This is a genomic window from Kribbella sp. NPDC043289 (assembly GCF_056436705.1).
The window spans coordinates 68,278-80,507 of record NZ_JBWKCB010000009.1; the positions used below are offsets into that span (position 1 = coordinate 68,278).

The window sequence follows — 12,230 nt, forward strand, 5'->3', positions numbered from 1 at the left end:
GAGTCCGGGAGTGGTCCGGGAGTGGGAGGAGTGCGAGTTGAGTCACACCGTGCTGGCCGAGCTGGTGGCCAACGTGCTGAAGGTCACTGCCAGGGCCGGGGACACGGTGGGTCCGACCGACACACTGGTCATCCTGGAGTCGATGAAGATGGAGATCCCGGTGCTGGCCGAGGTGGCCGGCACCATTACCGAGCTGAAGGTCGTCGAGGGCGAAGTGGTGCGGGACGGGGACCCGATCGCCGTCATCGACGAGAGGTGATTCAACCGAAATGGCCGTCGAGGCGTCTGTACCAGTGAAGGCACCGGCCGGGAACTTCCGGTCCGGGCACCGCGTTGAGCCGTCGTACAGCGAACCCCAGGATCTCAGGGTCTTTCCCGGGTTCTCCCGACGTGCGCAGAGGACGGTGACCGCGGCACCATGGCCTTCACGCTTATTGCCGAGAGGACTCAGGGAGGCGTTGCGGTGAAGCCGCACCACACCCCCACGGTGCCCGCGCCCCAGCCGGTCGAGGACGTGCTGCCGTCGTGGGACGAGATCGTCCGCACGCACTCGGCCCGCGTCTACCGGCTCGCGTACCGCCTGACCGGCAACAAGCACGACGCCGAGGACCTCACCCAGGAGGTCTTCGTCCGGGTCTTCCGGTCGCTGTCGTCGTACACACCGGGCACCTTCGAGGGCTGGCTGTACCGGATCACCACGAACCTCTTCCTGGACGGCGCCCGCCGTAAGCAGCGAATCCGTTTCGACGGCCTGCCCGAGGACGCCCACGACCGGCTGCCGGCCAAGGGCGAGGGCCCGGCCGAGAAGCTGGACTCCGACCTCTTCGACCACGACGTGCAGGACGCGCTCGACGCGCTGCCCGAGGACTTCCGCGCCGCCGTGGTGCTGTGCGACATCGAGGGCATGACGTACGACGAGATCGCCGACGTCCTGGACGTGAAGCTCGGCACCGTCCGCAGCCGGATCCATCGCGGCCGGTCGATGCTGCGCAAGCACCTGGAGCACCGGGCCCCGCGGTCCGGCCAGACCCGCGTCGGCGGCCCACCTGCCGACGGCGGTCTGTTCGGTGACGGGGGTGACCTCGGATGACGCACCCGCTCGACAAGCTGAGCGCCGTCGTCGATGGCGCGCTCGACCACGACTCCCGGGACAAGGTGCTGAGCCACCTGGTCGGCTGCGACACCTGTCGCGCCGAGGTGGACGCGCAGCGCCGGCTCAAGGCCAAGATGGCCGCGCTCGAGTCGCCGGACCCGTCCACTGACCTGATGCAGCGCCTGATGGGCGTCTCGTCGTTCTCGACCGAGCCGCGGGAGGAGGTCCGCCCGGTGCTCACACCGGCGGTCAGCCTGTTCCCGCAGCGGTCCGCGTTCCCGGCCGGGCGTACAGGTGGCACCCGGCCGGGAGCCGCCCGCACGTCCCGTTCCCGGCGCCGCGTCGTCGGTGCGGCCGGTTCGGCCGCCGCGGTCGCCTCCCTGCTCGGTACGGCGTTCGTCGTCGGCGACCCGTCCCGCACGGAGCAGCCGCCGGCGCTGCAACCGCCGGTCGCCAGCTTCTCGTCCGACCACGCGACCACGACCGGCGGGACACCGTTCGCCGACCCGGTCGCCGTGCTGAACTCGTACAACGGTTCGGGGTACGCCGGGCTGAGCTCGTCGCTGCGGCCGGTGGCCCTGACAGGGCGCTGACCGGTGAGCCTCACCCGGCTCGCCGTGCTGGTCAGCACCGCCCTGATCGGCTTCGGCCTGCCCGCTTCCGCAGCACCGGTCTCCGCGTTCGCAGTCCCGATCCCCGGGGCCGCCCCCGCGGCCTCGAAGCCGGACTCGGCGACCGCGGTCCGCTGGCTGCAACGCGCCGCCGCCGCGCCGAACCAGGTCTCGTACCACGGCACGCAGATCATCACCGCCTGGGGACCGCAGGGCGCGAGCTCAGCGATGTTCGACATCGTGCACGCCGCGTCACAGGGCTCCGAAGTCAGCGTGCTCGGTTCGTCGTCCGCGCCGGGCGCAAAGGCGTTCGTACAGCGCGCCACGAACACCGACGCGGCCATCGACGGCGGACCGCTGGCGCTGCTCCAGGCGACGTACCAGCTGGTCGACAAGTGCTGTACGGACCTGATCGGTCGGAGCGCGGTGCTCGTGGAGGCGCTGCGGGGCGACCAGACGCTGGCGGCCCGGTTCTGGATCGACAAGACGACCGGACTGCTCCTGCAGCGCCAGCTGTTCAGTCAGGACGGCAAGACGATGGTCCGGGCGACTGTGTTCACCGAGCTGGAGATCGAGAGCTCGGAGTTCCTCGGCCACCTGCCGCCGATGCTGCCCAGCGGCGTCGAAGCGGTCGGCATGGGCAAGGTCGACAACCTGCGCTCCCAGGGCTGGGTCTGCGCCCCGCAGCTGCCCGCCTCGCTCACGCTGTACGACGTCCACCAGGACACCAGCAACAGCTCCCTCCAGTTCTCGTACTCCGACGGCCTGTTCAACGTCTCCCTGTTCGAGCAGCGTGGCGCGCTCGACCCAGCCGCCGTGGCCGGCTTCACCACCACCGACACCCCCGGCGTCTACCTGCGCTACGGCATGCCGTCGTACGTCGTCTGGTCGTCCGGAGGGATCGTCTACACGCTGATCGGGGACCTGCCGCCGGACCAGCTCGGACAGGTGGTCAAGGCGTTCCCGCACGAGGTGCCGGCCAAGCTGACCGCGATCCAGCGGCTGGGGACCGGACTGGCCAAAATCGCGACCTGGCTCACTCCGATGGGTGCACTTTCGCCGAAGCTGGGATAATCGAATCCGGAAGTACCTCCGGTGATCCCCGGCCAGGGCTTCCGACGACCACGACGACGACGTGAGGCGGGGACCGTGACGAGCGACGACGCCGAGCCGACAGTTCCGAACGCGGCGGCTGCGGATCCCACTACGGAGCCCACTACGGAGCTCGGTGCGGGTCCGGCTGCAGACCTGCCCGCGAACGAGCCCGCGGCCGGCCCGCCGGCGCCGCCTGGTCTGCCTGGTCAGCCGTTGAGCGCGTTGACGCCGCCCGCTCCGGGAGCGGGGACGATGCCGCTGCGGACGCCCGGCTCCGACGCGGCGTACCGGCAGACGAACGGTGGTCGCTCCACCACGCAGCGCAGCTTCGGCCAGTCCGAGCCCCCGGAGCCCCGGTTCCGCCCGGTGTACCAGGGACAGGCGTGGCCGACCGAGCAGCCGCAGTACCGGCCGGCCTTCACGCCGCCACCACCGGCGGACTGGCACCAGCAGCAGGCCCGCTCGTACCAGAACGAGCCGGCGAAGTTGAATCGCGTCGTGATGATCGCGGCCCTGGTCGCGCTGGTCATCGGGGTGATCGCCGGCGCCGGCGCGGCCACGGCTGTCGTCGCGCTCGGCGGTGGCGGCAGCGGCCCGATCGCTGACCAGCCCGATCCGCCGGTCGGCACCGGCGCGGCCCCGAAGATCCGCACCGGCTCCGTGTCCGCGGTCGCCGCGACGCTGCTGCCGAGTGTCGTGCAGCTGAAGGTCCAGGGATCGGACAACTCCGACGCGACCGGCTCCGGCCTCGTGATCGACAACGTCGGGCACATCCTGACCAACAACCACGTGGTCGCGGCCGCCGCCAAGGGCGGCTCGATCCAGGTCGTGACGAACAACAACAAGACCGCGACGGCACGGCTGGTCGGCCGCTCCCCGGCGTACGACCTCGCGGTGGTCCAGGTCGCCGGCCTGGACGCGCCGTCGGTGCAGTTCGGCCGCTCGGACGCCGCCGTCGTCGGGCAGGACGTGGTCGCGATCGGCTCGCCGCTCGGACTCGCCGGCACCGTCACGTCGGGCATCATCTCGGCGAAGAACCGCCCGGTGACCACCGGCGACGACACCGGCCAGACGTCCTCGTTCATCAGCGCGCTGCAGACCGACGCGGCGATCAACCCGGGCAACTCGGGCGGTCCGCTGGTCGACATGAACGCGCGGGTGATCGGCGTGAACTCCGCGATCGCGACCGTGCGCGGTTCCACGGACGGGCAGAGCGGGAGTATCGGGCTCGGGTTCGCGATCCCGATCGACCAGGCCCGGCGGACCGCGCAGCAGCTGATCGCCACCGGCAGGGCGTCGTACCCGGTGATCGGGGCGAGTGTGGACATGACGTTCGAGGGTGGCGGCCGGGTCAGCTCGGTGACCGCGAACTCGCCGTCCGCGCGCGCCGGTCTGCGGGTCGGTGACGTGATCACCGCGGTCAACAACCAGCCGGTGGACAGCGCCGAGGTACTGATCGTCGCCATCCGCACCTACCAGCCGGGCGAGGCCGTGCGACTCACGTACGAGCGCGCCGGACGGGCCCGGACGGTTACGCTCACTCTCGGCCAGCAGATCGGCTGAACCATCGTGCCCGGAGTCGAGATACCCTTGGCGGCGTCCGTGGCGATGAACAGGAGGTGAGGCCATGTTCGGCATCGGACCACTCGAACTGGTCGTGATCGCGATCGTCGCCGTACTGGTCTTCGGGCCGGATCGCCTGCCGGAGTTCGCCCGGACCGCCGGGCGGCTGCTGCGGCAGGTCCGCCAGATGGTCAACAACGCGCAGAACGACCTGCGTGCCGAGCTCGGTCCGGAGTACGCCGACCTCGAGCTCCAGGACCTGAACCCGAAGAACTTCGTCCGCAAGCACCTCCTCGACCCGATGGACGAAGAGGCGGACAAGCTCGTCTCCGAGTTCAAGGACGGCGCTCCCGAGCGGCTGCCGGCCGGCCAGAAGCCGCCCTACGACACCGAGGCGACCTGACCTCTGCGAAAGAGCAGCACCGTCGCGATCGCACCCGCGACGGCGGGCAGCAGCGCGAGCAGGCCCCACAACGGCGGGTAAGGACGGACGCCGTACTCGGACACGAGCAGCAGCGTCACGCCGAGCGAAGCCGTGAGCAGTACGACGAGTGCGCCCAGCACGCCCGCGACGAGGCGGTGTGAGCGGGCCAGCGCGGCGACCGCGAACCAGAGCAGTGCGTCGAGGACGGCAACGCCGTACAGCAGGCCGTAGAGCGCGCCCTCCGACGCGTGCTTGCCGTACGCCGCATAGGCGGACGTGGCGTGCTCGCCGAGGCTCTGGCTGCCGATCTGGTCGATGACCGCGATCGCGGCGAGCAGGACCGAGAACCCGACCGCGAGCAGCGCTGTGCGTTTTTCAGAAAGTGACTGTCTCATGCAAGTGACTGTACGAACGGCGGATTCGCGCGGTCAAGAGTTTTAGACAGTGACTTGCTGAAGCGCGTCGCTGTCTCCTATGGTCGGAGCATGGCTACCGGACTGCGGGAACGCTGGCGCGTCAAGGCCCGGCGGACGATCCAGGAGCGCGCGCTCGATCTGTTCGACGAGCGCGGATTCGACGCGGTGACGATCGAGGAGATCGCCGCCGCGGCCGAGGTCTCGCCGTCCTCGGTCTACCGCTACTTCGGCACCAAGGAAGGGCTGATCGTCGCCGACGAGTTCGACACGATGAGCCAGGAGGCGCTCGAGGAACTGTTCGACCCGAGCGACCCGGTCGGCACCATGACCCGGATCGTCCGCGCCTACGAAGCGCCGGTCGAGGGTGCCGCCGAGCCCGTCCCGTGGCGCCGGATCCGCTACTTCTTCAAAGAACCTTCCGTCCGTACGGCGTTCTGCGCGTCACTGGATCGCGCCAGCCAGCGGATCGCCCCGCTGATGGCCGGCGAGCACTTCACCGAGACCCAGGCCCGGGTCGCCGCGAACGCCCTCGTCTTCGGCTACTTCGCCGCCTTGGAGCAGTGGTACGTCGACGGCGGGGTCCGTCCCGTCGCGGAGTACGTCGAGGAAGGCCTCGCCCCACTACGCCCGATCTGGCGCGTCGGAGGGGAGTAGCTCGTAGACCGCCCGGTCGTCGACGTGCGTCGCGATCGGGAACGCAGCCGTCTCGGTCCCGACGAGGCGGAAGCCGGCCGTCTCCGCGGTACGGCGGGCCGCGCGGTTCGTGGCCGCCGTACGGATGACGATGCGCCGGCCGTCGAAGCTCTCGAAGTACCAGCCGGCGACTCGCTGGATCGCTTCGGCCATCACGCCACGGCCTTGCGTGTCGGGGTGCAACCAGTAACCGACCTCGACGTCGGAGTCGAGGTTGAACAGGGTGACGTTGCCGAGCCCTTCATCGGTCTCGCGGTCCGCCACGCACCAGTTGAACCGCTTGCTCGCGGCCGCCTGCTCGGCCATGTCCTTCAGCCAGAAACGGGCGTCCTCGGCCGTGAACGGCTGCGGGATGAACGGCAGGAAATGCGCGGTCGCCTGGTTGGTGCGCGCGGTCGTGATCCGTGGGATCTCGTCCGTACGCCAAAGCCGCAGGCGGAGCCGCGAGCTCTCCAGTACGGGGTGCTCGAACCCTGCCACCGCAGGCGTCAGCGACCGGCGGGGGACAGACCGAGCTGACGGCCGAGGAGGCCGCGGGGCTTACCGCCGAGGGTGGTGGCGATCTTGTCGAGGACCTGAGCCGCCGGGGTGTCCGGGTCGGCCATCGTGAGCGGCTGGCCGAGGTCGCCGCCGGAGCGCAGGCGCTCGTCGAGCGGGATCTCACCCAGCAGCGGGATCGGGTACCCGAGGCGGGCGGAGAGGGTCTCGGCGACCCGCGTACCGCCGCCGGAGCCGAAGATCTCGATCCGGTGCTCAGGACCGCAGTGCGGGCACGGCAGGTACGACATGTTCTCGACCACGCCGGCCACCCGCTGGTGCACCATCTGCGCCATCGTGCCGGCCCGCTCGGCCACCTCGGCGGCCGCCTCCTGTGGGGTCGTCACGACGATCACCTCGGCGCTGGTCAGCCGCTGGCCGACCGAGATCGCGATGTCGCCGGTGCCGGGCGGCAGGTCGAGCAGCAGTACGTCGAGGTCACCCCAGTACACGTCGGCGAGCATCTGCACGAGCGCGCGGTCCAGGATCGGGCCGCGCCAGGCGACCACCTGATCGCGCTTCGGCTTCAGCATGCCGATCGAGATCACCTTCACGCCGTGCGCGGGCACCGGCATGATCATGTCGTCCACCGCGGTCGGCCGCTCGTCGGCGACCCCGAACATCGCCGGCACCGAGTGCCCGTAGATGTCCGCGTCCAGGACGCCGACCGACAGCCCCTGCCGCGCCATCGCGACCGCCAGGTTCACCGTCACCGAGGACTTGCCCACGCCGCCCTTGCCGGACGCGATCGCGAACACCTTGGTCAGCGAGTCCGGCCGCGCGAACGGGATCTCCTTCTCGGCCTGGCCGCCCCGCAACTGCGTCTGCAGGGCCGACCGCTGCTCGGCGGACATCACGCCGAGGTCGATCTCGACGCCGGCGACCCCGTCCAGCTTGCTGACCGCGGCGGTGATGTCGCGACGCAAGGTGTCCTTCATCGGACAGCCGGCGACAGTCAGCAGGATCCGGACCGCGACCACGCCGTCCTCCCGGACGACGACGGACTCGACCATGCCGAGATCCGTGATCGGTTTGCGGATCTCCGGGTCCATCACGCCACCGAGCGCCGTGGTCACCTGATCAGCAGTGGGAGCCATGCACCAAGGCTACGTGCTCCACCGAGAAACCCCGACCACGGTCCGTGTGACCTACCTCCGCCAAGGCAACCCTTACCTGCAGGCCTTTGCCCGCGGGGCGGTCAGAGGCCGGGGGCGCCGTAGACGGGGAACCAGCGGGAGAGGTCTTGTTCGAAGTTGAGGTCGCTGCCTACTACGGACTTGATCTGGAGTTCGGTGGCGTTGTCGCGGCGGTCCGGGCCGGCGGGGACGAAGGGGTACCAGGAGCCGCGTTTGTACAAGTAGACGAGGCCCAGCGACTGCGTGCCGTTCGTGAAGGCGACCAGGGTGCAGAGGAGGGCGTTGCCGAAGCCCGCGTCGACGAGGGAACTGTTGACGGCGTGCAGGTCGGTGACCAGGGTTTCCAGGTCGTCGGGGGCCGTCTGCCGGACCAGCCAGGTGAACCCGTAGGAGTCCGTCGTACTGGTGAACTTGCCGTTGTCGAGGGCGAGCAGCTTGTCGACCTCGTCGCGGAGCGTGCTGAAGCCGCCGCCTTCGGCTGCCTTGAAGCAGACCGATCCGCTGCCGGTCGGCCGGTAGCCCGCCGCGGTCTCCAACGTGATCGCGGCCGACGGGACGGAGAACAGTTGGTCGAGATTCGGCGGGACCGCCTTGCTCCGGCCGAGAAGGATGTCGAGAAGACCCATGCGTCGAGGGTATGTCCCCGGGCCGCACGCCGGCCGTCGCGGCGCTCGGCCCAGGGTTCCTAGGCCTGCTCGCCGAGCTGGCGGGAGAGGGTGCCGAGGCGGTCGATGCGGGTCTCGAGCGAGGGGTGGGTGGAGAACAGCGACGACAGGCTCGCGCCGGCCTTGCCCGAGATCGCGGGGGCGAAGAAGAACGCGTTGAACGCCTGCGCCTGACGCAGGTCGCGGGACGGGATCCGGGCGATGTCGCCGCTGATCTTCGTCAACGCGGACGCCAGTGCCGATGGTCTGCCGGTCAGCATCGCGCCGGCGCGGTCGGCGGCCAGTTCGCGGTACCGCGAGAGCGCGCGGGTCAGCAGGAACGAGATCGCGTAGACCACGACGGAGACCGCGATGATCGTCAGCACGACCAGGGCCGCGTTCTGGTCGCGGTTGCCGCGGCCGAGGCCGCCGTACAGGCCGAAGCGGGTGATCAGGCCGGCCAGGACGCCGAGGAACGACGCGATCGTCATCACCGCGACGTCGCGGTGCGCGACGTGGGAGAGCTCGTGCGACAGCACGCCCTCGAGTTCGTCGTTGTCCAGCCGCCGCATGATGCCGGTCGTCACGCAGACGACCGCGTTCTTCGGGTTCCGGCCGGTGGCGAAGGCGTTCGGCATATCGACGTCGGCAATGGCGACCCGCGGCTTCGGCATGTCGGCCAGGGCGCACAGCCGATCGATCACGCCGTGCAGTTGCGGCGCCTCCTCCGGCGTGACGATCCGGCCGTGCATCGCGTACAGCGCGATCCGGTCGGAGAACCAGTACTGCGCGAACAGCGCGCCGCCCGCGATCAGTACCGCCAGCACCGCGCTCTTGGTCAGCGCGATCAGCAGCGCCACGAAACCGACGTACAGCAGCCCGAGCAGGAAGCTCGTGATGATCATCCGGCTGGACAGCCCCCGGTCAGGCGCGAATCGAGTCTTCATCCCACGTCCTTCCTCACCTGATAGTGAGGGTAGCTCGGTGTCAAACCCGGTCGTCCTCGCGGCTGCGCAGATCGAGGTCGGCGAGCAGCGAGCGGAGCTCGGACCGCAGAAAGTCGCGGGTCGCGACCTCCCCGACCGCCATCCGCAGCGACGCCATCTCGCGGGCCAGGAACTCCATGTCGGCGCGGGTCCGGGAGTCGACGTCGCGGTCCCGCTCGTACTGGACCCGGTCGCGGGCCTCCTGCCGGTTCTGGGCGAGCAGGATCAGCGGAGCGGCGTACGACGCCTGCAGACTGAGCGCCAGCGTGAGGAAGATGAACGGGTACTCGTCGAAGCGCAGGCTCGACGGCGCGAAGATGTTCCAGCCGACCCAGAACAGGATGGTCGCGGTCATGTAGACCAGGAACTGCCCGGTGCCGAGGAACCGGGCGATCCGCTCGGACAACCGCCCGAACGCGTCCGCGTCGTACGTCGGCCGCGGGACGAACGTCCGGCGCCAGTCCCGCGGTACGTCGAGCCGCGTGGTACCGCGGAACATCCGCCGCTCGTCCGAACTCCGGCGGCGCTCCTCGGTGGTACTGCCGCGCTGGTTACTACTGCGCGGCGTACTACTGCGCGGGCGGCGGTCGTCGGCGCTGCGGTCGTCACGGGGCATCGTGGTCCACCTCCTGCGGCGTGGAAGGCGTGGAAGGCGTGGAAGGCGCTGTAGGTACTGCGGGCTCGGTGTGGTCGTTCTCCCGCCAGTCGTCCGGCAGCAGGTGGTCGAGGACGTCGTCGACGGTCACCGCACCCAGCAGCCGGCCCTCGTCGTCCAGCACCGGCGCGGCGACCAGGTTGTACGTCGCCAGGTACTTGCTGACCGTCTGCAGGCTGTCGTCCGGCCGCAGCCCGTCCAGGTCGGTGTCCAGTGCGGCGGACACCAGCTCGGACGGTGGCTCGCGGAGCAGCCGCTGGATGTGGCCGATCCCGATGAACCTTCCGGTCGGCGTCTCCAGTGGCGGCCGGCAGACGTAGATCATGGCGGCCAGTGCGGGACTCAGGTCGGCGTTGCGGACGTGTGCCAGCGCATCGGCCACGGTGGCGTCCACCGGCAGGATGACCGGCTCGGAAGTCATCAGACCGCCCGCTGTGTGCTCCTCGTAGGTCAGCAGTCGCCGTACGTCTTCTGCCTCTTCCGGCTCCATCAGCGTCAGCAGACGCTCGGCGGTGTCGGTCGGCAGCTCGGCGATCAGGTCGGCCGCGTCGTCCGGGGACATCTCCTCCAGCACGTCCGCGGCACGCTCGGTGTCCAGTCCGGCGAGGATCTCGACCTGGATGTCCTCCGGCAGTTCCTCGAGGACGTCCGCCAGTCGCTCGTCGTCCAGCGCGACGGCGATCTCGTTGCGGCGCTTGACCGACAGATCGTGCAGTACGCCGGCCAGGTCGGCCGCACGCATCGATTCGAAGGCGGCCAGGATGTGTGTCGCGCCCTGCCCCTCCTCGACCTGGGTGAGTCCGCTGACGTCGGCCCAGTCGAGCACATGCGTCTGCCCGCGCCGCCGGAACCGTTTGGAGCCTTCCCGGACCGCCACCTTGGTCAGCAACCAGTCCCTGGACCGCCACTGCTCCATTGCCATGTCGAACACCACTGCGGTGGCGCCGGTGTCAGCAATGGTGACGGTCCGGTCGAGCAGCTCACCCAGCACCAGTACTTCGGTCGCTCGCTGCTCGAAGCGCCGCATATTGAGCAGACCGGTGGTGATGACGTGGCCGACCTCGACAGACGTGACCCGGGTCATCGGGAGGAAGATGCGGCGCCGGGTGAACACCTCGACGACCAGGCCGAGCACCCGGGCCGGCTGGTTGCCCTGACGCATCATGGCGACCACGTCCCGGACCTTGCCGACCTGGTCCCCGTTGGGGTCGTACACCGGCAGCCCCGCCAGCCGAGCGACGTAAACCCGCGACGGTGATCCGGTCATGTCCGAAGGCTAACCCGCCGAGCGTGAGTCTCGGCTGAGGACGCTTCGTAGACTTTGCTCCTCGGGCGAGCTTGGAAGTGGGGGGTGGGCATGCTGGGTACCACCGGTCTCGGTGCCGACGACGAGGCGGCGTACCTGGACCTGATCCGGCGCGGTGCCGCGGCGCTGGGGGACCTGGCCGTGCGGCTCGGGTGGCCAGTGGAGGAGGTACGGCGCGCGGTCGACGTCCTGCAGGCCGAAGGGTTCGTGCACCGGACGCCGGCGCCCGGGGAGCTGATCGTCCCGGTGCCGCCGGAGCTGGCGGTCGAGCAGCTCATCCAGCGGCAGGAGGAGGAGTTCGAGCGGATCCGCAAGGCGGCGTACCGGCTGGCGGCCGAGGCGACGCGGCAGGGCGGTGCGCGGCGGACCGAGGAGCTCATCGAGATCGTCACCGGGGAGACCGCGGTCGGGCTGGCGTTCGACCGCGTGCAGCGGACGGCCCGCAGCGAGATGCGTGAACTGGTCGCTCCGCCGTACGTCGCCTCCGCGGAGGTGAACAGCACGCAGCTGGCCCGGCAGGGAGCGGGCGTCACCTATCGGGTCGTCTACGACAACTCGGCGCTCGGCGACCCGGTGCTGGCGGCCAGTGCGGTCAGTCATGTCCGTGCGGGGGAGCAGGCCCGGATCGCGGACGTTCTGCCGACCAAACTCGCCATCGCGGACCGGGAGCTCGCGTTGCTGCCGCTGGACTGGGCCACGCCGGCTCAGGACGCGGCTCTCCTGGTCCACCCGTGCAGTCTGCTGGACGCCCTCGTCGCGCTGTTCGAGACAGTGTGGAACCGGGCCAGTCCGTTGTCGGTGACCGACTCGAACGGTCTGCAGTCGGAGGCTGCGATGTCCGCGGAGGACAGGCACCTGCTGTCGTTGCTGGTCGCCGGACTGACCGACGACGCGGCCGGTGCACGGCTCGGGATCAGCCGGCGCACTGTCGCGCGCAGAGTGCAGCAGTTGATGGAGCAGACGCATTCACGGTCCCGCCTGCAGTTGGGTTGGCACGCGCGGGACCGGGGTTGGCTCTGACCCAATTGGTCGTGACCCGTTTGCGCCAGTCGGATCGATAGCAGTCCGGGG

At 69.9% G+C, this 12,230-nt stretch carries 15 protein-coding genes; 8 read left to right on the forward strand and 7 right to left on the reverse strand.

Annotated features, from left to right (window positions below):
- The first annotated feature begins 37 nt into the window (after window positions 1–37).
- The 6 genes from AC0662_RS36575 to AC0662_RS36600 all read left to right on the forward strand — a co-directional run bounded on the left by AC0662_RS36575 (window position 38) and on the right by AC0662_RS36600 (window position 4,765).
- On the forward strand, window positions 38–259 hold the full coding sequence (locus AC0662_RS36575; RefSeq protein ID WP_478306411.1) for a biotin/lipoyl-binding carrier protein: 222 nt from the start codon (window positions 38–40) through the stop codon (window positions 257–259).
- A 159-nt stretch (window positions 260–418) separates the two neighbouring features.
- Window positions 419–1,090 (forward strand): RNA polymerase sigma factor SigE, encoded by a 672-nt coding sequence (sigE, locus tag AC0662_RS36580; protein WP_452202641.1) that lies wholly within the window; start codon window positions 419–421, stop codon window positions 1,088–1,090.
- On the forward strand, window positions 1,087–1,686 hold the full coding sequence (locus AC0662_RS36585; protein ID WP_478306413.1) for an anti-sigma factor family protein: 600 nt from the start codon (window positions 1,087–1,089) through the stop codon (window positions 1,684–1,686). The genes sigE and AC0662_RS36585 overlap by 4 nt, the downstream gene beginning before the upstream one ends.
- Window positions 1,687–1,689: 3 nt before the next feature.
- Complete coding sequence (locus AC0662_RS36590) at window positions 1,690–2,778, forward strand: sigma-E factor regulatory protein RseB domain-containing protein (protein ID WP_478306415.1); 1,089 nt, start codon at window positions 1,690–1,692, stop codon at window positions 2,776–2,778.
- A 75-nt stretch (window positions 2,779–2,853) separates the two neighbouring features.
- The gene (locus tag AC0662_RS36595; protein WP_452202647.1) at window positions 2,854–4,362 is read left to right on the forward strand and encodes a S1C family serine protease; all 1,509 of its coding nucleotides are present in this window, start codon (window positions 2,854–2,856) and stop codon (window positions 4,360–4,362) included.
- A 64-nt stretch (window positions 4,363–4,426) separates the two neighbouring features.
- Window positions 4,427–4,765, forward strand: coding sequence for a sec-independent translocase (locus AC0662_RS36600; protein ID WP_452202649.1), 339 nt, complete (start codon window positions 4,427–4,429; stop codon window positions 4,763–4,765).
- On the opposite strand, the gene AC0662_RS36605 is transcribed toward AC0662_RS36600, so the two are convergent.
- Complete coding sequence (locus tag AC0662_RS36605) at window positions 4,744–5,181, reverse strand: hypothetical protein (RefSeq protein WP_452202651.1); 438 nt, start codon at window positions 5,179–5,181, stop codon at window positions 4,744–4,746. The genes AC0662_RS36600 and AC0662_RS36605 overlap by 22 nt on opposite strands.
- A gap of 90 nt (window positions 5,182–5,271) precedes the next feature.
- On the opposite strand from AC0662_RS36605, the gene AC0662_RS36610 reads away from it, so the two are divergent.
- A complete protein-coding gene (locus AC0662_RS36610; RefSeq protein WP_452202653.1) occupies window positions 5,272–5,856 on the forward strand; it encodes a TetR/AcrR family transcriptional regulator in 585 nt (194 codons plus the stop codon).
- Here the strand turns inward: AC0662_RS36610 and AC0662_RS36615 are convergent.
- The 6 genes from AC0662_RS36615 to AC0662_RS36640 form a co-directional block, all read right to left on the reverse strand.
- Window positions 5,824–6,375, reverse strand: a complete 552-nt coding sequence (locus AC0662_RS36615) for a GNAT family N-acetyltransferase (RefSeq protein ID WP_452202655.1) — start codon at window positions 6,373–6,375, stop codon at window positions 5,824–5,826. The genes AC0662_RS36610 and AC0662_RS36615 overlap by 33 nt on opposite strands.
- A gap of 8 nt (window positions 6,376–6,383) precedes the next feature.
- Window positions 6,384–7,529 (reverse strand): Mrp/NBP35 family ATP-binding protein, encoded by a 1,146-nt coding sequence (locus tag AC0662_RS36620; RefSeq protein WP_452202657.1) that lies wholly within the window; start codon window positions 7,527–7,529, stop codon window positions 6,384–6,386.
- Between the two features lie 101 nt (window positions 7,530–7,630).
- Window positions 7,631–8,194 carry a PspA-associated protein PspAB gene (gene pspAB, locus AC0662_RS36625; RefSeq protein ID WP_452202659.1) on the reverse strand — a complete coding sequence of 188 codons (564 nt, stop codon included), beginning with the start codon at window positions 8,192–8,194 and terminating at the stop codon, window positions 7,631–7,633.
- A 59-nt stretch (window positions 8,195–8,253) separates the two neighbouring features.
- A complete protein-coding gene (gene htpX / locus AC0662_RS36630; protein WP_452202661.1) occupies window positions 8,254–9,159 on the reverse strand; it encodes a zinc metalloprotease HtpX in 906 nt (301 codons plus the stop codon).
- A 40-nt stretch (window positions 9,160–9,199) separates the two neighbouring features.
- Complete coding sequence (locus AC0662_RS36635; protein ID WP_452202755.1) at window positions 9,200–9,697, reverse strand: DUF1003 domain-containing protein; 498 nt, start codon at window positions 9,695–9,697, stop codon at window positions 9,200–9,202.
- Between the two features lie 106 nt (window positions 9,698–9,803).
- On the reverse strand, window positions 9,804–11,120 hold the full coding sequence (locus tag AC0662_RS36640) for a magnesium transporter MgtE N-terminal domain-containing protein (protein ID WP_478306418.1): 1,317 nt from the start codon (window positions 11,118–11,120) through the stop codon (window positions 9,804–9,806).
- 90 nt (window positions 11,121–11,210) lie between these two features.
- On the opposite strand from AC0662_RS36640, the gene AC0662_RS36645 reads away from it, so the two are divergent.
- The gene (locus tag AC0662_RS36645) at window positions 11,211–12,179 is read left to right on the forward strand and encodes a helix-turn-helix domain-containing protein (RefSeq protein WP_452202665.1); all 969 of its coding nucleotides are present in this window, start codon (window positions 11,211–11,213) and stop codon (window positions 12,177–12,179) included.
- Window positions 12,180–12,230: the final 51 nt, after the last annotated feature.